This window comes from Serratia sp. (in: enterobacteria), assembly GCF_051654945.1.
Classification (GTDB): Bacteria; Pseudomonadota; Gammaproteobacteria; order Enterobacterales; family Enterobacteriaceae; genus Chania.
Genome location: NZ_JBOFZA010000118.1, coordinates 404308 through 425441 on the forward strand (window position 1 = coordinate 404308; position 21134 = coordinate 425441).

Genomic DNA, 21134 nt, shown 5'->3' on the forward strand with positions numbered 1-21134 from the left:
ATTTTCCTCCGATAAACCTGACGGTTCCTCCATATTTCCTTCATTTTTGCATCGTGACCGCTCGCTAAACTAGTATCCTGTAAGGAGAATCACTTTTGGCAATTGATTGCCCGCACGACTGTCTCTGGAGAGAATGTTCAACACCATGAATACAAAACCAAAACGCCGCTCATTGCCCTTGCGCCTGCTAACCATCGTTATCGTGGTACTCGCCGCCATTTTGCTCTGGCGTCACTTTAGCGCGCCACAGGCTACCGATGCAGCACTGGGTGCACGTCAGGCGGGTTCAGCCCCAGCCAATGCCGGTGGCAGAAGAGGTGCTCCGATGTCTCCGGTACAGGCAGCGACCGCCGTTGAGCAGAGTGTGCCGCGTTTCCTCTCGGGATTAGGTACCGCCACCGCAGCCAATACCGTGACCGTAACCAGCCGCGTCGATGGCCAATTGATGGCCATCCACTTTACCGAAGGCCAGCAGGTCAAAGCCGGTGATTTGCTGGTTGAGATCGACCCACGCCCTTACGAAGTGCAATTAACCCAGGCGCTGGGGCAGTTGGCCAAAGATCAGGCGACGCTGGCCAATGCCAAACGCGATCTGGCCCGTTATCAGCAGTTGGCAAAAACCAATCTGGTCTCGCGTCAGGAACTGGATACCCAGGAATCACTGGTACGCCAGACCGAAGGGGCGATCAAGGCCGATCAAGGAGCGGTGGACAGCGCCAGGCTGCAAATAACCTACAGCAAGATCACCGCGCCGATTGATGGCCGCGTGGGTCTGAAATTGGTTGATGTGGGCAATTACATCGCCAGTGGCAGCACCACCGGCATCGTGGTGATCACCCAAACGCATCCTATCGATGTGGTATTCACCCTGCCTGAGAGCAATATCGCCGATCTGGTCAAGGCACAGAAAACTGGCCCGGTGAGCGTCGAAGCCTGGGATCGTACCAATCAACAACTGTTAACCACCGGTGAGCTATTAAGCCTGGATAACCAGATCGATACCGCTACCGGCACCATCAAGCTAAAGGCTCGCTTTGCTAATCAGGACGATGCGTTGTTCCCAAACCAGTTCGTTAACGCCCGGCTGAAGGTCGCCACCCTGCAAAATGCGGTAGTGATCCCTACCGCTGCGCTGCAAATGGGCAACGAAGGCAACTTCGTCTGGATCCTGAACGCAGACAATAAGGTCAGTAAACATCTGGTCACTGCCGGCATCCAGGATAGCAAGCAGGTGGTCATCAGCGCCGGGATCAATGTGGGCGATCGCGTGGTCACCGACGGTATCGACCGCCTGACCGATGGCATGCAGGTTGAAGTAGTGGCGCCTCATAGCACCGCTGCCACATCGACCACGGAACCACCGAAACATCGCGGCAAGCCTCAGGGGAATTCCTGATGCAGTCGATGCCTCCTCATAGCGGCGGCGGGCCTTCCCGCCTGTTTATTCTGCGCCCGGTAGCCACCACACTGTTTATGCTGGCCATCATGTTGGCCGGGATTATCGGCTATCGTTCACTGCCGGTTTCTGCCTTGCCGGAAGTGGATTATCCTACGATCCAGATCGTCACGCTCTACCCTGGCGCCAGCCCGGATGTGGTCACCTCGGCGATCACCGCACCGCTGGAGCGCCAGTTCGGCCAGATGTCCGGCCTTAAGCAGATGGCCTCGCAAAGCTCTGGCGGTGCATCGGTGATCACCCTGCAATTCCAGCTTGAACTGCCGCTGGACGTTGCCGAGCAGGAAGTACAGGCAGCCATCAATGCCGCCACCAACCTGCTGCCCAGCGATCTGCCCTACCCGCCGATTTACAGCAAGGTTAACCCTGCCGATCCACCTATTCTGACGCTGGCCGTTACCTCAACCGCCATGCCGATGACCCAGGTAGAAGACATGGTGGAAACCCGGGTGGCGCAAAAGATTTCCCAGGTCACCGGGGTTGGTCTGGTCACCATTTCCGGTGGCCAGCGCCCGGCCGTGCGGGTGAAGCTCAATGCCACGGCGGTCGCCGCCTATGGGCTGGATAGCGAAACCATTCGCACCGCCATCAGTAACGCCAACGTCAACTCGGCCAAAGGTAGCCTGGATGGCCCGACGCGGTCGGTCACGCTGTCTGCCAACGATCAGATGAAAACCGCTGAGGATTACCGCCAGCTGATTATCGCCTATCAGAACGGCGCGGCTATCCGCCTGCAAGATATTGCCACCATTGAGCAAGGGGCAGAAAACAATCGCCTGGCCGCCTGGGCCAATAAAGACCCGGCTATCGTGCTCAATATTCAGCGCCAGCCAGGCGTCAACGTCATCACCACCGCCGACAGCATCCGCGAGATGCTGCCTGATTTGATCAAGAGCCTGCCCAAGTCGGTGGACGTCAAGGTACTGACCGACCGCACCACCACCATCCGCGCCTCGGTCAACGATGTGCAGTTTGAGCTGTTGCTGGCGATCGCCCTGGTGATCATGGTGATCTACGTCTTCCTGCGTAACGTCCCGGCGACTATTATCCCGAGTGTGGCAGTACCGCTTTCCCTGGTGGGCACCTTTGCCGCCATGTATTTCCTCGATTTCTCCATCAACAACCTGACGTTGATGGCGCTGACCATCGCCACCGGCTTTGTGGTGGATGACGCCATCGTGGTGATTGAAAACATCTCCCGCTATATCGAAAAGGGCGAAAAGCCGCTCGATGCGGCGCTGAAAGGGGCTGGAGAGATCGGCTTTACCATTATCTCGCTGACCTTCTCACTGGTGGCAGTGCTGATCCCGCTGCTGTTTATGGGCGATATCGTTGGCCGTCTGTTCCGCGAGTTTGCCGTAACGCTGGCGGTAGCGATCCTGATTTCCGCACTGGTGTCGCTGACGCTGACGCCGATGATGTGCGCCCGCATGCTCAGCCATGAGTCGCTGCGCAAGCAGAACCGTTTTTCCCGCGCCTCCGAACGTTTCTTTGACCGGGTGATCGCCCAATACGGCGTCTGGCTGAAAGTGGTGCTGAATCATCAGTGGTTAACGCTAGGCGTGGTCTTCGGCACCATGGCGCTGACCGTTTTACTGTATCTGGTGATGCCAAAAGGCTTCTTCCCGGTGCAGGATAACGGCATCATTCAGGGCACGCTGGAAGCGCCGCAAAGCGTTTCATTCAGCAATATGGCCGAACGCCAGCAACAGGTAGCAGCCGAAATCCTCAAGGATCCGGCGGTAGAGAGCCTGACGTCCTTTGTCGGTGTGGATGGCAGCAACGCCACGCTCAACAGCGGCCGTTTGCAGATCAACCTGAAACCGTTGAGCGAACGTAGCGATCGCATTCCGGCGATCATTACCCGCCTGCAACAACAGACGGCACAGTTTCCGGGTGTGAAACTGTATCTGCAACCGGTGCAGGATCTGACTATCGATACCCAGGTGAGCCGCACTCAGTACCAGTTCACCCTTCAGGCCATGTCGCTCGATGAGCTCAGCCTGTGGGTGCCGAAGCTGATGGCTGAATTACAGCAGGCACCGCAACTGAGCGAAGTGACCAGCAACTGGCAGGATCAGGGGCTGGTGGCCTTTGTCAATGTGGATAGGGACTCGGCCTCACGCCTTGGCATCACCATGAGCGATATCGACAGCGCGCTGTATAACGCCTTCGGTCAACGCCTGATCTCGACCATTTACACCCAGGCCAACCAGTATCGGGTGGTGCTGGAGCATGATGTCTCCAGCACTCCGGGGCTTACCGCGTTAAACGATATCCGCCTGACCAGTAGTAACGGCACCATCGTGCCATTAAGTACCATCGCCAAAATAGAAGAGCGCTTCGGGCCGCTGTCGATCAACCATCTCGCTCAGTTCCCGTCGGCCACGGTGTCGTTTAACGTGGCAGGTAATTACTCGCTCGGAGAAGCGGTGGAGGCGATCACTCAGGCAGAGAAAGACCTCGACATGCCTAAAGACATCACCACCCAGTTCCAGGGGGCCACGCTGGCGTTCCAGGCGGCGCTTGGCAGTACGCTATGGCTGATCCTGGCGGCGGTGGTGGCGATGTATATTGTGCTGGGCGTGTTGTATGAGAGCTTTATCCACCCGGTGACTATCCTGTCGACCCTGCCAACCGCCGGTGTCGGAGCGCTGCTGGCGCTGATGCTGTCCGGCCATGAGCTGGATGTAATCGCCATTATCGGCATCATCTTGCTGATCGGCATCGTCAAAAAGAACGCCATCATGATGATCGACTTTGCGCTGGCCGCCGAGCGTGAACAAGGCATGACGCCGTACGACGCCATCTATCAGGCCTGCCTGCTGCGTTTCCGGCCAATCCTGATGACCACGCTGGCCGCGCTGTTGGGCGCTTTACCGCTGATGCTGAGTACCGGCGTCGGGGCCGAACTACGTCGTCCACTGGGCGTCTGTATGGTCGGTGGCCTGGTGATGAGCCAGATCCTGACGCTGTTCACCACGCCGGTGATTTACCTGCTGTTTGATAAATTGGCGCGTAATACTCGCCGCCAGCCAGAACCGCAGGAGCTGCCGTGAAATTTTTCGCCCTGTTTATCTACCGGCCAGTCGCCACGACACTGCTGACGCTGGCGATCGCCATCGCCGGGGTGATTGGCTTCAAGCTGCTGCCGGTGTCGCCGTTGCCGCAGGTGGATTTCCCGGTGATCTCCATCAGTGCTTCTTTGCCCGGTGCCGATCCGGAAACCATGGCATCCTCGGTAGCGACGCCGTTGGAACGAGCGTTAGGCCGCATCGCCGGGGTCAATGAGATGACCTCGATGAGTTCGCTCGGCAGCACGCGGGTGATTTTGCAGTTCGATCTCGATCGCGATATCAACGGGGCCGCGCGTGACGTACAGGCGGCGATTAACGCCGCCCAAAGCCTGCTACCTACCGGAATGCCAAGCCGCCCCACCTACCGCAAGGTCAATCCGTCCGACGCGCCGATTATGATCCTGACGCTGACTTCGGATACCTACAGCCAGGGGCAGTTGTATGACTTCGCTTCAACGCAGCTGGCGCAGAAGATTGCCCAGACTGAAGGCGTAGGTGATGTCTCGGTCGGCGGCAGCTCCTTGCCAGCCGTGCGCGTGGAGCTTAATCCCGGTGCTCTGTTTAACCAGGGTATCTCACTGGATGCGGTGCGGCAAACCATTGCCAACGCCAACGTGCGCCGCCCGCAAGGCGCGGTTGATGACCCACAGCAGCGTTGGCAGATCCAGGCCAACGACGAACTGAAAACCGCGGCGGCGTATCAGCCGTTGGTCATCCACTACAACAATGGTGCAGCGGTGCGCCTGAGTGACGTGGCCAACGTCATCGATTCGGTGCAGGACGTACGCAACGCCGGGATGACCAACGCCAAACCGGCCATCATTCTGGCTATCAGCCGCGCCCCCGACGCCAATATCATTGAAACCGTGGATCGTATCCGCGCCGAGTTGCCCGCACTGCAAGAGAACATCCCCGCCTCGATCGAATTGAGTATCGCCCAGGATCGTTCGCCAACGATCCGTGCCTCGTTGGCTGAGGTGGAGCAGTCCCTGGTGATCGCCATCGGCCTGGTGATCCTGGTGGTGTTTATCTTCCTGCGTTCTGGCCGCGCGACGCTGATCCCGGCAGTAGCCGTGCCGGTGTCCCTGATCGGTTCGTTTGCCGCCATGTACCTGTGCGGCTTCAGCCTGAACAACCTGTCGTTAATGGCGCTGACCATCGCCACCGGTTTTGTGGTGGATGACGCCATCGTGGTGCTGGAAAACATCTCGCGCCACGTCGAGGCCGGGATGAAACCGATCAAAGCCGCCCTGCAAGGGGTGCGTGAGGTCGGCTTCACCGTGCTTTCCATGAGCGTATCGCTGGTGGCGGTGTTTATCCCCTTGCTGTTTATGGCCGGTTTGCCGGGCAGACTGTTTCGCGAGTTTGCCGTGACGCTGTCGGTCTCGATCGGGCTTTCGCTGCTGATTTCGCTGACGCTGACGCCGATGATGTGCGCCTATCTGTTACGCTACCAGCCAGCGCGTGAACAGCGACGTATCCGGGGTTTTGGCCGGTTGTTGCTGGGCTTGCAGCAGGGTTATGGCCGCTCGTTAAACTGGGTATTGGGCCATTCGCGCTGGGTGTTGGCGGTGTTCCTGGCCACCATCGCCATCAACGTCTGGCTGTATATCAGCATTCCCAAAACCTTCTTCCCCGAGCAGGATACCGGCCGCCTGATGGGCTTTATCCAGGCCGACCAGAGCATCTCTTTTCAGGCGATGAGCGTCAAACTGCAAGACTTTATGCGGATCGTCCGGGAAGACAAGGACGTGGATAACGTTACCGGCTTTACCGGCGGCTCACGCACCAACAGCGGTTCGATGTTTATCTCCCTTAAGCCGCTTTCGGAACGCACCGATGATGCCCAGAAGGTGATTGCCCGTTTGCGCGCCAAGCTGGCGAAAGAGCCGGGAGCCAGCCTGTTCCTGATGGCGGTGCAGGATATCCGCGTGGGTGGCAGGCAGGCCAACGCCAGTTACCAATACACGCTGTTGGCCGACGATTTGAGCGCACTACGCGAATGGGAGCCGAAGATCCGCACCGCACTGGCGGCGTTGCCAGAGCTGGCGGACGTCAACTCCGATCAGCAGGACAAAGGTTCGGAAATGGACCTGAGCTACGATCGCGAAACCATGTCGCGGTTGGGCATTTCGGTGAACGACGCTAACAATCTGCTCAACAACGCCTTCGGTCAGCGCCAGATTTCCACTATCTATCAGCCGCTGAACCAGTACAAAGTGGTGATGGAAGTGGCTCCGCCGTATACCCAGGACGTGAGCGCGCTGGAAAAAATGTTTGTGATTAACAGCGGTGGCCAGGCGATCCCATTGTCTTACTTTGCCCAATGGCGGCCAGCCAACGCTCCGCTGTCGGTAAACCATCAGGGCCTGTCGGCGGCCTCTACCATCTCGTTCAACCTGCCGGAAGGTGGCAGTCTGTCCGAAGCGACAGCAGCCATCGAACGCACCATGACCCAGTTGGGCGTACCTTCCACCGTGCGGGGTTCGTTTGCCGGTACCGCCCAGGTATTCCAGGAAACGCTGAAGTCACAGCTGTTCCTGATCGCGGCGGCTATCGCTACGGTGTATATCGTGCTGGGTATTCTGTATGAGAGCTATATCCATCCGCTGACCATTCTGTCCACGCTGCCTTCTGCCGGGGTAGGAGCGTTGCTGGCGCTGGAGCTGTTTGGCGCGCCCTTTAGCCTGATTGCGCTAATCGGTATTATGCTGTTGATTGGCATCGTCAAAAAGAACGCCATCATGATGGTCGACTTTGCCCTGGATGCGCAGCGCAACGGCGGGATCAGCGCCCGCGAGGCGATCTTCCAGGCCTGCCTGCTGCGTTTTCGCCCCATCATGATGACGACGTTGGCAGCCCTGTTCGGGGCATTACCGCTGGTGCTGTCGAGTGGTGACGGGGCAGAGCTGCGCCAACCGCTGGGGATCACCATCGCCGGGGGCCTGATAATGAGCCAATTGTTGACGCTGTATACCACTCCGGTGATCTATCTGTATTTCGACCGCCTGCAGATGAAGTTCCGTCGCGGCAAAAAACTGGCGCCGCTGCCGCAATAAGCGGCAGCAACATAGAGATAAAGAGCCAATGAGATGAGCATCAAACCAAGCTCCCCGCCAGGTTCGACTTCGGTACAATGGCAACTGTGGATCGTGGCGTTTGGCTTTTTTATGCAGACGCTGGATACCACCATCGTCAATACTGCGTTGCCCTCCATGGCGGTCAGCCTGGGGGAAAATCCGCTGCGCATGCAGTCGGTGATTGTCTCCTATGTGCTGACGGTGGCGGTGATGCTGCCTGCCAGCGGCTGGTTGGCGGATCGGATGGGCGTCAAACGGGTATTCTTCAGCGCTATCGTGCTGTTCACTCTCGGCTCAATCCTGTGTGCCCGTTCGGAAACATTGAACGAGCTGGTGGCCTCCCGCGTGATACAGGGCATCGGCGGCGCGATGATGGTGCCGGTTGGCAGACTGACGGTGATGAAAATCGTACCGCGTGAACAGTATATGGCAGCGATGACTTTCGTCACCCTGCCCGGCCAGATCGGCCCGCTGATGGGGCCAGCACTGGGGGGCTTTCTGGTGCAATACGCCAGTTGGCACTGGATTTTCCTGATCAACATTCCCGTCGGTATCGCTGGGGCCACCGCCACCGCGCTGCTGATGCCCAATTACACCATGCAGACCCGGCGTTTCGATATCAGCGGCTTTATCATGCTGGCGATCGGCATGGCCACGCTGACGCTGGCGCTCGACGGGCATAAAGGCATGGGGCTTTCTTCTGCCACCATCGCCGGGCTGGTCGTGATGGGTTGCGCGGCGCTGGCTGGCTACTGGTTGCACGCGCGCGGTAACAGCCGGGCGCTGTTTTCATTACGACTATTCAAGACGGAAACCTACCGCGTCGGCCTGACCGGCAGCCTGTTGGGGCGCATCGGCAGCGGTATGTTGCCGTTTATGACCCCACTGTTTCTCCAGATCGGCATGGGCTTTTCCCCGTTCCACGCCGGGTTGATGATGATCCCGATGATCATCGGCAGCATGGGCATGAAGCGCATCGTGGTGCAGGTCGTTAACCGTTATGGCTACCGTAACGTGCTGGTGGCCGCCACGCTGATGCTGGCGCTGGTCACCCTGAGTTTCCCACTGGTAGCAATGCTGGGCTGGGTGTATCTGCTGCCGGTGGTGCTGTTCTTCCAGGGGATGGTAAACTCCTTGCGTTTCTCCGCCATGAATACCCTGACGCTGAAAGATCTGCCCGATCGGCTGGCCAGCAGCGGCAACAGCCTGCTGTCGATGGTGATGCAGCTTTCCATGAGCCTGGGCGTCAGCATTGCCGGGATCCTGATCGGCAGCTTCGCTCATCATCAGATGGTCGCCGATAGCCCGGCCATCCACAGCGCCTTTATCTACAGCTACGGCTGCATGGCGCTGATTATTGCCCTACCCGCGCTGGCCTTCGCCCGGGTACCGACCGACATCGCCCCCAACCGCACGTTGACCAAAGAGCCGGGCACCGGCTCCACGAGGATGCAATGAGAATTGGCATTACCGGCAAGCTGTTTATGGCGATCCTCGCCACCTGTATGTTGGTGTTAATCACCATGCACTGGGGCGTACGCGTCAGCTTTGAACGGGGTTTTATCGACTATATCAAGCACAGCAATGAGCAACGCATCAGCATGCTCGGCGACGCGTTGGAAGATCAGTATCGCCGCCACGGCAACTGGGAGTTTCTGCGTAACAACGATCAGGTGGTGTTTCAAATCATGCGCTCGTTCGAACAGAACAGCGACAGTAGCCACAATCTACCGCCAAAAGGTTGGCGCACCCAGTTCTGGGTTGTGGATAGCCAGTATCACAAGCTGGTCGGCTCTTCAGCCCCGATCCCCAGGGAGAATGAGAGTACACGCCACCCGATTCATTTCAATAATCAGATTGTCGGCTGGGTGGTGGCTACTCCGCCGGAGAAACTGACGCGCAACGCGGATATCAACTTCGATCGCCAGCAGCGGCGCACCAGTTGGATGATTGTTGGGCTATCCACTTTGTTGGCTGCGGCAGTGACCTGGTTGATGTCGCGTGGGCTACTGGCACCGGTTAAACGCCTGGTCGGCGGCACACATCGCCTGGCGGCGGGAGATTTCAGCGCCAGGGTTGCGGTCAGCAGCCAGGATGAGCTGGGCAGACTGGCGCAGGATTTCAATCAGCTTGCCACCTCGCTGGAGAAAAACGAACAGATGCGACGGGCGTTTATGGCAGATGTTTCCCACGAGTTGCGCACCCCGCTGGCGGTACTACGCGGCGAGCTGGAGGCGCTGCAAGACGGCGTTCGCCAGCCGACGCCAGCCTCACTCAGTTCGCTACAGGCGGAGGTCTCCACCCTCACCAAGCTGGTGGACGATCTGCACCAACTTTCACTCTCCGATCTCGGCGCCCTCGCCTACCGTAAATTACCGGTAGATTGCGTACACCTGGTGCAGATCGCGGTAGCCGCCTTCCGTGAGCGTTTTCACGCCAAGCAATTGAAGATCGTCACTTACTTGCCGGAACAGATGCCGCTATTTGGCGATCCCGATCGTTTAAACCAGCTGTTCAACAACCTGTTGGAAAACAGCCTGCGCTATACCGATGCCGGTGGTAGGCTGGAGATTGGTATCGAACGCCTGCCTGGAACGGTGCGAATTTATTGGCAGGACAGTGCTCCTAGCGTGAATGACGAACAGTTGGCGCGCATCTTCGAACGCTTTTACCGCACCGAAGGATCGCGTAACCGCGCCAGCGGCGGTTCAGGGTTGGGCCTGTCCATCTGCCAGAACATTGTTGAGGCACACGGCGGCGAGATCCGTGCACAGCACTCGCCTTTCGGCGGCGTGCGCATTACAGTAGATTTCCCCACCTCTGGTGAATAACAAGGCTTCGTAATGGAAAACTCAAATCAGCCACTGCAGATCATGATTGTGGAAGATGAACCCAAGCTGGGCCAACTGTTGGTGGATTACCTGCAAGCTGCTGGCTATGCCACCCGCTGGCTGAGCAACGGCAGCGAAGTGATCCCGGCAGTCCATGAGCATCCACCAGCGCTTATTTTGCTGGATCTGATGCTACCGGGCTGCGATGGCTTAACCGTTTGCCGTGAACTGCGCCGTTTTACCGATATCCCCATCATGATGGTGACCGCTAAAATCGAGGAGATCGACCGCCTGCTGGGGCTGGAGATCGGGGCGGATGATTACATCTGCAAGCCCTATAGCCCGCGTGAAGTGGTGGCCAGGGTAAAAACCATATTGCGCCGTTGCTATCGCCCGCTGGAGCACAGCGACGATGAATCACTGCTGCATATCGATGAGCCGCGCTTTCAGGCCAGCTATCAAGGCAATATCCTGGATCTGACGCCAGCAGAGTTCCGCCTGCTGAAAACCCTGGCCTGCCAGCCGGGCAACGTATTTTCGCGCGAACAACTGCTGAACAATCTGTATGACGATTACCGGGTGGTGACCGATCGCACCATCGATAGCCATATTAAAAACCTACGCCGCAAGCTGGAACTGATCGATGGCGACAAGGCGTTTATCCGTTCTGTCTACGGGGTGGGCTACCGTTGGGAAGCGGAGCAGTGCCGGTTGGTCAATGGGCTGTGACGCTCACAGCGTCCAGTCTTCCACCTCGAGATCCGTGACCATCGTGAAAGCCCGATCGCTGGTCACTATGGTCGCCCCCCGGCTCACTGCGTGTGCAGCAATAAGCTGATCCAGGGCCCCCATCGGCTTGCCTTGCTTTTCCATCTTCGCCCGCAACGTGCCATAGCATTGCGCCGCCGCCGGATCCCAAGGGTAAATGGTCACGGCATCCAGAAACAGCGTCACCGATTGCTTTAATGCTTTATTTTGACGCTTGGCGACGCCATATAACAACTCTGCCTGAGTGATGCTGGAAATGCACACGACTGACGGCGGAACCCGGCTCATCGCAACAAGGAGCCGGGGATGTTGACGAAAAAGATGACTCACCGTGTTCGTGTCGAACATATACATTGTTAACTATTCCTCCTTAAACGGATCCCGCTCGGCAATGCCTTGCTGGCGATCTTCGGCCGTCAGGAAATCATCTGGCACCGCCACACGTTGCAGCATTGTCAGCAACGGCTGCCAAGAATCAGGTTTCATTGGCTGCGTCGACAAAATGACGTTGCCTTGTTCATCACGGCGGATATACACCTGGTCCGTATCGAATTCGAATTCCACTGGCAATCTCACCGCCTGATTTCTACCATTTTTAAAAAGCTTAGCGATTCTTTCCATGCGCACCTCCATAAACTGGCATAGGCCAAAGCATATGCCAGTTCAGCCTGGATGCCAAGGCTAAGCTGCCTATTTTTTGTTCGCATAAAGAATGCGGATATCAGTCACCCTATCCTCTCAACACAGCGAAATCACCTGATGTTGAACGTTTTATGCCAACCATGCGAACGGCTTCGCAATCCCTATGCAACTGGGTAAACCCGTCGTCCAACAGCGGGTTTACCATGCAAACCATCAGCACAAAAAGTCACCAATTTCTGTGCACTGGCGCGCAATACTTCCTTGTAGCAAAAACGCTTTTCAAGACATTAACTACACTTATCTCACTTATCGGAACCGACAGGAGCAAGACCATGGCAACCGGACATTATGAACTGACAAAATCGAGCAACGGGCAGTATCACTTCAACCTGAAAGCCAGCAACGGCGAGATCATTCTCTCCAGTGAAATGTATGCCAGCAAAGCCTCGGCGGAAAACGGGATTGCCTCCGTGCAAACCAATTCCCCACACGAGGCGCAGTTTGAAGTGAAAGTCAGCAGTAACAACAAACCCTATTTCGTGTTGAAAGCCAAAAACCATCAGGTGATTGGTACCAGCCAGATGTACAGTTCGGAAAGCGCGGCGAAAAACGGTATTCAGTCGGTGATTAAAAACGGCCCGTCCACCGACGTGCGAGACTTGAGTGCCTGATCCCATCCCGCCTACGCGCGGTGCTGACTGCCGCGCGGTTTTCTAATGATGAAGATCAATCTCCCCTAAGAATTTCCGGTTAATTGCTGATTTCTTGCCGGGCTGCCGTTACAATCCCCCGCTTTCACTGCGCCATTGAGTGGCGCGGTGCTGACCTGAAATCAGACCGAGAATCACTATGTTTACTCCAGAACTCCTTTCCCCGGCGGGAACGCTGAAAAACATGCGTTACGCCTTTGCCTATGGTGCCGATGCGGTTTACGCTGGCCAACCGCGTTACAGCCTGCGGGTACGCAACAACGAATTTAACCACGAGAACCTACAGCAGGGCATTAACGAAGCCCATGCGCTAGGCAAAAGATTCTACGTGGTGGTTAACATCGCGCCGCACAATGCCAAACTGAAAACCTTCCTGCGCGATCTGAAACCCGTGATCGACATGGGTCCAGATGCGCTGATCATGTCCGACCCCGGTTTGATCATGATGGTGCGTGAAGCCTTCCCGCAGATGGACATTCACCTCTCGGTGCAGGCCAACGCGGTCAACTGGGCAACGGTGAAGTTCTGGCAGCAAATGGGCTTGACGCGGGTGATCCTTTCCCGCGAGCTATCGCTGGATGAAGTGGCGGAAATCCGTAGCCAGGTGCCAGAGATGGAGTTGGAGATCTTCGTTCATGGCGCACTCTGCATGGCCTACTCAGGCCGCTGCCTGCTTTCCGGTTACATCAACAAACGCGATCCCAACCAGGGGACCTGCACCAATGCCTGCCGCTGGCAGTACAAGGCGGAAGAAGGTAAAGAAGACGATACCGGCAGCATCGTGCATATGCATGAGCCAATCCCGGTGCAAAATGTCGAGCCGACGCTGGGTATCGGCGCACCAACCGATAAAGTGTTTATGCTTTCCGAAGCGCAGAAGCCCGGCGAGTACATGAGCGCGTTCGAGGACGAGCACGGCACCTACATCATGAACTCCAAAGATCTGCGGGCCATCCAGCACGTGGAGCGACTCACCCAGTTGGGCGTACACTCGCTGAAGATTGAAGGCCGTACCAAGTCGTTCTATTACTGCGCCCGTACCGCACAGGTTTATCGCCGTGCCATCGACGATGCCGTTGCGGGTAAACCCTTCGACCCGAGCCTGCTGACCACTTTGGAAGGTCTGGCTCACCGTGGCTATACCGAAGGTTTCCTACGCCGCCATACGCACGACGCCCATCAGAACTACGATTACGGTTCTTCCATTTCCGAGCTGCAACAGTTTGTCGGCGAGTTTACCGGTGTGCGTCGCAACGGTTGGGCTGAAGTGGATGTCAAAAACAAGTTCCTGGTCGGTGACAGCGTAGAGATGATGACACCAGGCGGTAACGTATTGTTTACCTTGGAAAGTCTGCAAAACAAGAAGGGCGAAACGATTGATGTCGCCCCGGGCAATGGCCATATCGTTTATTTGCCAATCCCCGAGGATATCAACCTCGATTATGCGTTGCTGATCCGTAATTTACCGAAAGACACTAGCCAGGCTGGTTAAAATGTTAATCGCCACCCGTCTGGGTGGCAATTTTTGACGAAATATTAGAATCAGATCACATCAATTAGCGTACGGCTTGGTTATTATCAAGCTGCTTAAAACTAACAACGAAAATATTTGCATAGCAATACTAGGAACCACCTCCTTAGCCAGCCCAATCTCCCTTGGGTTGGCCTTTTCTTTTTTTCCCCTTTAAATTCAATTAACTGAAATTCCATTGACTCTTTTTAGGATATTTCTTGCAATGTAGCTATCGGCTAATCATTCCTGTTGCAATATATAAATTATTCTATAGCGATTAATGAACTGGTTAATACGAACGTTTATCTCTCGCCAAGAAAGATATTACTCCCATTGGGCATTGACGAAATAAATATCCTCCCGCGAACTAATTCGGTATTACCTGAATATTCTTATGGCCCACCACGGGGTTGTGGTTTATCGTTAACGGCTTGTGTTAGGGTTCAAACCATTGGGAAGCCTTACCTGGCCACCCCTTGCAAGCCGATTTGTTTTTCACCACAAGGATCAGGAATGCACCAATATTCACCAGCACTGCTTATCATCAATGGTAAAAGCTCCGGCAACGAGGAAGTTCGCGCAGCGGTAAACATGCTGCGCCATGAGGGCCAGACCCTGCATGTTCGCGTCACCTGGGAATTGGGTGATGCCGCTCGTTACGTCAAAGAGGCCAGCCAACTGAGGGTGGAAACCGTGATCGCCGGTGGCGGCGACGGCACGATCAACGAGGTCGCTGCCGCATTGGCACAGCTTCCCGCTGAGTTTCGCCCAATACTTGGCATCCTGCCGTTGGGCACCGCCAACGACTTTGCGACCGCCTGCTCGATCCCGCTACAGCCAGATTTGGCCTTGCAGTTGGCGATCAAGGGCCGGGCTGTGCCGATCGATCTGGCCAAGGTGAACGACGAACGCTATTTCGTCAACATGGCGACCGGCGGTTTCGGCACCCGCATCACCACCGAAACCCCGGAAAAACTGAAGGCGGCGCTGGGGGGCGTCTCTTATTTCATCCACGGGCTGCTGCGCCTGGATGCGTTGAAAGCCGACAGTTGCGAGATCCGTGGGCCTGATTTTCATTGGACTGGGGAAGCACTGGTGATTGGTATCGGTAACGGCAGGCAGGCCGGGGGTGGGCAAAAACTCTGCCCTGGCGCACTGATTAACGATGGTTTATTGCAGGTACGCCTGCTCACTGCCGAAGAGTTGCTGCCGACATTGGTGAGTATTCTGTTCAGCGGTGAGGAAGATTCCAACGTCGTCGATGCCTCATTGCCATGGTTGGAGATCTCCGCGCCGCATGACATCACCTTCAACCTTGATGGCGAGCCACTAAAGGGCCGCAACTTCCGCATTGAGGTGCTGCCGAATGCCATTGAGTGCCGTCTGCCGCCGAATTGTGATTTGCTGGAATAATCACGTTTCACCCCGGTGTAATTCCCCTCACCCTAACCCTCTCCCCAAGGAGTGGGGACGGTACGTGCCACAATTTGGCTCCTGCACCTGACCTCGGCTCGGAACCTGCCCCCTCTCCCAAAAACCAGTGTTCATGGGACCCCGCGCTATCTCGTTGGAGAGGGATGGGGTGAGGGGCTCATACCACTAATTGCCTCTCCTCCCTGAACATATCTACGCACCAATCCACCTCTTTTCCCTGCAACCCACAACCCGCGATCCACGAATAATTGTGATCTGCTTCGGCAATTCTCGCAAATCATACTTGTATGGTAGTTAGTTCAAGGTTAATTTCCGCCCATACGTTATCAGCCAGAACAGGATGTGGAAGTCATGAAAATTGTTAAAGCCGAGGTGTTCGTCACTTGCCCAGGGCGAAATTTCGTCACCCTGAAGATCACTACCGATAGCGGGCTGACCGGGATCGGCGATGCGACCCTGAATGGCCGCGAACTGCCAGTAGCCTCTTACCTGGAAGATCACGTCTGCCCACAGCTGATCGGTCGTGATGCTCACCAGATCGAAGACATCTGGCAGTACTTCTACAAAGGCGCCTACTGGCGTCGTGGCCCGGTGACCATGTCGGCCATCTCTGCGGTGGATACGGCGCTGTGGGATATCAAGGCCAAAGCGGCCAATATGCCGCTGTACCAACTGCTGGGCGGCGCTTCACGTACCGGCGTCATGGTGTATTGCCACACCACCGGCCACTCGATTGACGAAGTGCTGGACGATTATGCCAAGCACAAAGAAATGGGCTTCAAAGCGATCCGTGCGCAATGTGGCGTGCCAGGCATGAAAACTACCTACGGTATGGCCAAGGGCAAAGGCCTGGCGTATGAGCCAGCCACCAAAGGCAACTGGCCGGAAGAGCAGCTGTGGTCAACCGAAAAATACCTCGATTTCACCCCTAAACTGTTTGAAGCCGTGCGTGACAAATTCGGTTTCGACGAGCACCTGCTGCACGATATGCATCACCGCCTGACGCCGATCGAAGCCGCCCGCTTTGGCAAAAGCGTTGAACAATACCGCCTGTTCTGGATGGAAGATCCAACCCCGGCCGAAAACCAGGAGTGCTTCCGCCTGATCCGCCAACATACCGTGACTCCGATTGCGGTGGGTGAAGTGTTCAACAGCATCTGGGATTGCAAACAGCTGATTGAAGAACAGCTGATCGATTACATCCGCACCACCATCACCCACGCCGGGGGCATCACCGGGATGCGCCGCATCGCCGATTTCGCCTCACTGTATCAGGTTCGTACCGGCTCGCACGGCCCTTCCGATCTTTCGCCAATCTGCATGGCGGCGGCGTTGCACTTTGACCTGTGGGTACCGAACTTCGGCGTGCAGGAATATATGGGCTACTCCGAACAGATGCTGGAAGTGTTCCCACATAACTGGACGTTCGACAACGGCTATATGCATCCGGGCGAAAAACCAGGGTTAGGCATCGAGTTTGACGAGAAACTGGCTGCCAAATATCCCTACGATCCCGCCTACCTGCCGGTAGCACGCCTGGAAGACGGCACCCTGTGGAACTGGTAAACCTAGGAGTTTCTATGAAAAGCATTACTGTTCAACAGCCAGGGCAATTAGTGATTGAAGAGCGCCCGTTGCCATCGCCGCAGCCAGGCGAAGTCCGTATCCGCGTGGTGAGCGCCGGGATCTGTGGTTCCGACGTGCATATCCATCGCGGCCACAATCCGTTTGCCAAATATCCACGCGTGATCGGCCATGAATTCTTTGGCCATATCGACGCTATCGGCGAAGGCGTCGAGCCGTCACGCATTGGCGAACGCGTTGTAGGCGACCCGGTAGTCAGCTGCGGCCATTGCTACCCTTGTTCGGTCGGCAGGCCCAACGTCTGCACCGAATTACAGGTCATTGGCGTACACCGTGACGGCGGTTTCAGCGAATACGTGACACTACCGGCCAAAAATGCCCATCTTGTGCCGGACAGCATTCCCGACAACGCCGCCACGATGGTCGAGCCCTTTACCATTGCCGCCAATATGTGTAGTCAGCTGCAACCTGGCCCGTTAGATGTCGCATTGGTGTATGGCGCGGGCCCGATGGGCCTCACCTCCATTCAGGCTCTGCGCGGTGTGTACGGCGTCAAAGAAATTATTGTGGCCGACCGTATCGATGAACGTCTGGCGATGGCTACCGCCAACGGCGCGGATCGGGCGATCAATAATACCCAGCTGGATTTGGCCAGCGAACTGCAAAAGCTCGGCATCCGGCCAACGCTGATCATTGATGCGGCCTGCCATCCAGCCATTTTGCCAGAGGCTATCGGCTTGGCTTCTCCAGCCGCACGCATTGGCATTATGGGCTTCTCTGCCGACCCCTGCGTGCTCAGCCAGCAAGCCATTACCAGTAAAGAGATCTCGATTTTCAGTTCACGCCTGAACAGCAACCGCTTCCCACAGGTGATTGCCTGGATGACAGAACACAAGATCCAGCCGGAAAAGCTGATCACCCATCAGTTTGGTTATACGCAAGTGCTCGACGCGATGGAGATCTTCGAAAAGGACCAAAAACAGTGCTGTAAGGTTCTATTGAAATTCTGACCTGTTCCCTCCGGCGACAGCCCTGGTCGCTGGAGGGAAACGGGGGCTTCTGAACCTAATCTTTGCCGTACCTACAACAACAATTTGCAGAGAACAGAACAATGATGAACGCAAAAATTGACAACACTCAGCCGGAAAGAAGTACCTCGGACCTGATCAAGGCGGCCGTTTCCGGCTGGCTTGGTACCGCGCTGGAATTTATGGATTTTCAGCTTTATTCACTAGGCGCAGCGTTAGTTTTTCATGAAATATTTTTCCCGGAGCAGTCTGCCGCCATGGCATTGATTCTGGCGATGGGAACCTACGGAGCGGGATATATCGCCCGTATTGCCGGGGCCTTCTTCTTCGGGCGCATGGGGGATACCATTGGCCGCAAGCGGGTGCTGTTTATTACCATTACCATGATGGGGATTTGCACCACCTTAATCGGCGTACTGCCCACCTATGCGCAAATCGGTATTTTTGCCCCTTTACTGCTGGTGTTGCTGCGTATTATTCAAGGGCTGGGCGCCGGCGCGGAAATATCCGGTGCCGGTACCATGCTGGCAGAATATGCGCCTAAAGGTAAACGCGGCATTATCTCCTCGCTGGTTGCCATGGGCACCAACTGCGGCACGCTGTCGGCAACCGCTATCTGGGCGGTGATGTTCTTCTTCCTGTCGAAAGAAGAGCTGCTGGCCTGGGGCTGGCGCGTACCTTTCCTGGCCAGCGTGGTGGTGATGCTGTTCGCCATCTGGCTGCGTATGAACCTGAAAGAAAGCCCGGTATTTGAAAAGGTTAACGACGATAGCACCACCGCAACCCCGGCTAACGCCGTGGCCGATAATACCCATTCGCTGGCGGCAATGTTCACCAGCAAATCCTTCTGGCTGGCTACCGGGCTGCGTTTTGGTCAGGCGGGCAACTCCGGCCTGATCCAGACCTTCCTGGCCGGCTATCTGGTGCAAACCCTGCTGTTTGAGAAGGCTATCCCAACCGATGCCCTGATGATCAGCTCCGCCATCGGCTTTATTACCATTCCATTCCTGGGTTGGCTCTCCGACAAAATCGGCCGCCGGATCCCTTATATCCTGGTCAATATCTCCGCCATCATTCTGGCTTATCCGATGATCTCGATGATTGTGGATAAGAGCAATGAGGTGAGCGTGATTATGGCCTCGATCATTATCATTCATAACGTTGCGGTGCTGGGGCTGTTTGCGCTGGAAAACATCACCATGGCGGAAATGTTTGGCTCCCGTAACCGCTTCACCCGTATGGCAATCTCCAAAGAGGCCGGTGGTTTGGTGGCGGTTGGGTTTGGCCCGGTATTAGCCGGTATTTTCTGCAATATGACCGACTCCTGGTGGCCAATCGCCGTGATGATGATCGTTTACTCCGTTATCGGCTTGCTGGCCGCCATCTTGATGCCTGAGGTGAAAGATCGCGACCTGAGCCTGGCAGAGGATGCAGCAGAAACCCCAGCGTTACCGGTGGCCCAACGCGTACGCAGTCATTAATCCCTCTTCGATCACCTGCCGCAGATAACGTTCTGCGGCAATCGATCCATCACACAGTGAGTTTTAACATGGATAGCAAGCTGTTGGCGGCCAACGCCATTGTTCCACAGTACGATCGCAACCAACTGGTTCCGCGCCTGGTGCATTTGGGCTTCGGGGCTTTTCATCGTGCCCATCAGGCGGTGTATGCCGATATCCTGGCACAGGAGCACGGCAGCGACTGGGGGTATTGTGAAATCAACCTGATCGGGGGCGAACAGCAAATCGCCGATCTCAAGCAGCAGGACATGCTGTACAGCGTGGCAGAGATGTCCGCCGATGCCTGGCAATGCCGGGTGGTAGGCGTAGTGAAACAGGCGCTGCATGCGCAAGTCGACGGGCTGGATGCAGTATTCCACGCCCTGGCTCAGCCTGAAGTGGCGATTGTCTCCATGACCATCACCGAAAAAGGCTATTGCCATTCCCCTGCCACCGGTCAGTTACAGCTGGAGCATCCGCTGATTGTGCAAGACCTGGCTAATCCGCAGCGGCCACAGAGCGCCGTTGGGGTCATCGTCGAAGCCCTGGCACAGCGTAAGGCTGCCGGACAGCCAGCATTTAGCGTCATGTCCTGCGACAACATGCCGGAGAACGGCCATGTCACCCGCAATGTGATCACCGCCTACGCCAAAGCGCTCGACCCGGCATTAGCAGCCTGGATCGCAACCCAGGTCACCTTCCCTTCCACCATGGTCGACCGCATCGTACCTGCCGTAACACCCGCTACCCTGGCCCAGGTCGCGCAACAAACCGGTGTGCAGGATCCGGCAGCCGTAGCCTGCGAGCCGTTCCGCCAATGGGTGATTGAGGACAATTTTGTCGCAGGCCGCCCGGCATGGGAAAAAGCCGGGGCCGAGCTGGTCAGCGATGTCTTACCGTTTGAAGAGATGAAGCTGCGCATGCTGAACGGCAGCCACTCGTTCCTGGCCTATCTGGGTTATCTGGCCGGTTACCCACACATCAGCGACTGTATGCAGGATGAGCATTACGTCAATGCCGCTCGCCATCTGATGCTGGCAGAGCAGGCTCCAACGCTGAACACCCCAGGAACCGATCTTGAGAAATATGCCGATTCCCTGCTGGCACGCTATCGCAACACGGCGTTGAAACACCGCACCTGGCAGATCGCCATGGACGGAACGCAAAAGCTGCCGCAGCGGATGTTGGACTCGGTGCGTTGGCACTTAGCCAACGGCAGCGATTTTGACTGCCTGGCGCTGGGCGTGGCAGGTTGGATGCGTTACGTTGGCGGGAAGGATGAGCAAGGCCAACCGATCGACATCAGCGATCCATTGCGTGAGGAGATCGCCCAACGCGTTGCCAACAGTGCTGAAGGCGAACCCCGCGTGATGGCGTTACTGCAAATGACCTCGGTATTCGGACATGACCTGCCGGATAATCAGCGCTTCGTGAATGCCGTGACCAGTGCTTATCTGGCGCTGTTGGCGCGGGGAGCCAAAGCGACGGTGGCACGAGTGCTGGCGCGTTAGC

15 protein-coding genes are annotated in these 21134 nt (G+C 56.5%); 13 read left to right on the forward strand and 2 right to left on the reverse strand.

Annotated elements, in window-relative coordinates; translation table 11 throughout:
- Positions 1-145: 145 nt before the first annotated feature.
- Genes ACRDCA_RS27225 through baeR form a run of 6 tightly spaced genes read left to right on the forward strand, consistent with a single transcriptional unit; the run spans position 146 to position 11173 of the window.
- Complete coding sequence (locus tag ACRDCA_RS27225) at positions 146-1396, forward strand: MdtA/MuxA family multidrug efflux RND transporter periplasmic adaptor subunit (protein ID WP_438692288.1); 1251 nt, start codon at positions 146-148, stop codon at positions 1394-1396.
- Entirely contained in the window at positions 1396-4515 is a 3120-nt protein-coding gene (locus ACRDCA_RS27230; protein ID WP_438692289.1) for an MdtB/MuxB family multidrug efflux RND transporter permease subunit, read from the forward strand. Before ACRDCA_RS27225 ends, ACRDCA_RS27230 begins: the two co-directional genes overlap by 1 nt.
- The gene (mdtC, locus tag ACRDCA_RS27235; protein WP_438692290.1) at positions 4512-7592 is read left to right on the forward strand and encodes a multidrug efflux RND transporter permease subunit MdtC; all 3081 of its coding nucleotides are present in this window, start codon (positions 4512-4514) and stop codon (positions 7590-7592) included. The genes ACRDCA_RS27230 and mdtC overlap by 4 nt, the downstream gene beginning before the upstream one ends.
- Before the next feature lie 33 nt (positions 7593-7625).
- Positions 7626-9071 carry an MFS transporter gene (locus ACRDCA_RS27240; protein ID WP_438692291.1) on the forward strand — a complete coding sequence of 482 codons (1446 nt, stop codon included), beginning with the start codon at positions 7626-7628 and terminating at the stop codon, positions 9069-9071.
- A complete protein-coding gene (gene baeS / locus ACRDCA_RS27245; RefSeq protein WP_438692292.1) occupies positions 9068-10444 on the forward strand; it encodes a two-component system sensor histidine kinase BaeS in 1377 nt (458 codons plus the stop codon). Before ACRDCA_RS27240 ends, baeS begins: the two co-directional genes overlap by 4 nt.
- Before the next feature lie 12 nt (positions 10445-10456).
- Positions 10457-11173, forward strand: a complete 717-nt coding sequence (gene baeR, locus ACRDCA_RS27250) for a two-component system response regulator BaeR (protein ID WP_438692293.1) — start codon at positions 10457-10459, stop codon at positions 11171-11173.
- Between the two features lie 3 nt (positions 11174-11176).
- Here baeR and ACRDCA_RS27255 read toward each other — a convergent pair whose 3' ends face one another.
- Positions 11177-11566, reverse strand: a complete 390-nt coding sequence (locus ACRDCA_RS27255; RefSeq protein WP_438692294.1) for a type II toxin-antitoxin system VapC family toxin — start codon at positions 11564-11566, stop codon at positions 11177-11179.
- 6 nt (positions 11567-11572) lie between these two features.
- Complete coding sequence (locus tag ACRDCA_RS27260; protein WP_438692295.1) at positions 11573-11833, reverse strand: antitoxin; 261 nt, start codon at positions 11831-11833, stop codon at positions 11573-11575.
- A 353-nt stretch (positions 11834-12186) separates the two neighbouring features.
- On the opposite strand from ACRDCA_RS27260, the gene ACRDCA_RS27265 reads away from it, so the two are divergent.
- The 7 genes from ACRDCA_RS27265 (at position 12187) to ACRDCA_RS27295 (ending at position 21133) form a co-directional block, all read left to right on the forward strand.
- A complete protein-coding gene (locus tag ACRDCA_RS27265) occupies positions 12187-12525 on the forward strand; it encodes a YegP family protein (protein WP_438692296.1) in 339 nt (112 codons plus the stop codon).
- Positions 12526-12703: 178 nt separating this feature from the next.
- Positions 12704-14056, forward strand: coding sequence for a prephenate-dependent tRNA uridine(34) hydroxylase TrhP (gene trhP / locus ACRDCA_RS27270; protein WP_438692297.1), 1353 nt, complete (start codon positions 12704-12706; stop codon positions 14054-14056).
- 534 nt (positions 14057-14590) lie between these two features.
- A complete protein-coding gene (gene yegS, locus ACRDCA_RS27275) occupies positions 14591-15490 on the forward strand; it encodes a lipid kinase YegS (RefSeq protein ID WP_438692298.1) in 900 nt (299 codons plus the stop codon).
- Between the two features lie 372 nt (positions 15491-15862).
- Positions 15863-17077: a D-mannonate dehydratase ManD gene (gene manD / locus ACRDCA_RS27280; RefSeq protein ID WP_438692299.1), complete on the forward strand. Its 1215-nt coding sequence runs from the start codon at positions 15863-15865 to the stop codon at positions 17075-17077.
- A 14-nt stretch (positions 17078-17091) separates the two neighbouring features.
- A complete protein-coding gene (locus ACRDCA_RS27285; protein ID WP_438692300.1) occupies positions 17092-18105 on the forward strand; it encodes a Zn-dependent oxidoreductase in 1014 nt (337 codons plus the stop codon).
- Between the two features lie 104 nt (positions 18106-18209).
- A complete protein-coding gene (locus tag ACRDCA_RS27290) occupies positions 18210-19604 on the forward strand; it encodes an MFS transporter (protein ID WP_438692518.1) in 1395 nt (464 codons plus the stop codon).
- A gap of 68 nt (positions 19605-19672) precedes the next feature.
- On the forward strand, positions 19673-21133 hold the full coding sequence (locus ACRDCA_RS27295) for a mannitol dehydrogenase family protein (protein WP_438692301.1): 1461 nt from the start codon (positions 19673-19675) through the stop codon (positions 21131-21133).
- The last annotated feature ends 1 nt before the right edge of the window (position 21134 follow it).

Bases quoted from the DNA above. Each gene is read 5' to 3' on its own strand.
- yegS (WP_438692298.1), top strand. From the start codon at position 14,591: ATGCACCAATATTCACCAGCACTGCTTATCATCAATGGTAAAAGCTCC.
- baeS (WP_438692292.1), top strand. From the start codon at position 9,068: ATGAGAATTGGCATTACCGGCAAGCTGTTTATGGCGATCCTCGCCACC.
- baeR (WP_438692293.1), top strand. From the start codon at position 10,457: ATGGAAAACTCAAATCAGCCACTGCAGATCATGATTGTGGAAGATGAA.
- manD (WP_438692299.1), top strand. From the start codon at position 15,863: ATGAAAATTGTTAAAGCCGAGGTGTTCGTCACTTGCCCAGGGCGAAAT.
- ACRDCA_RS27285 (WP_438692300.1), top strand. From the start codon at position 17,092: ATGAAAAGCATTACTGTTCAACAGCCAGGGCAATTAGTGATTGAAGAG.
- ACRDCA_RS27260 (WP_438692295.1), bottom strand. From the start codon at position 11,833: ATGGAAAGAATCGCTAAGCTTTTTAAAAATGGTAGAAATCAGGCGGTG.
- ACRDCA_RS27290 (WP_438692518.1), top strand. From the start codon at position 18,210: ATGAACGCAAAAATTGACAACACTCAGCCGGAAAGAAGTACCTCGGAC.
- trhP (WP_438692297.1), top strand. From the start codon at position 12,704: ATGTTTACTCCAGAACTCCTTTCCCCGGCGGGAACGCTGAAAAACATG.
- ACRDCA_RS27255 (WP_438692294.1), bottom strand. From the start codon at position 11,566: ATGTATATGTTCGACACGAACACGGTGAGTCATCTTTTTCGTCAACAT.
- ACRDCA_RS27265 (WP_438692296.1), top strand. From the start codon at position 12,187: ATGGCAACCGGACATTATGAACTGACAAAATCGAGCAACGGGCAGTAT.
- ACRDCA_RS27240 (WP_438692291.1), top strand. From the start codon at position 7,626: ATGAGCATCAAACCAAGCTCCCCGCCAGGTTCGACTTCGGTACAATGG.
- ACRDCA_RS27295 (WP_438692301.1), top strand. From the start codon at position 19,673: ATGGATAGCAAGCTGTTGGCGGCCAACGCCATTGTTCCACAGTACGAT.
- ACRDCA_RS27225 (WP_438692288.1), top strand. From the start codon at position 146: ATGAATACAAAACCAAAACGCCGCTCATTGCCCTTGCGCCTGCTAACC.
- ACRDCA_RS27230 (WP_438692289.1), top strand. From the start codon at position 1,396: ATGCAGTCGATGCCTCCTCATAGCGGCGGCGGGCCTTCCCGCCTGTTT.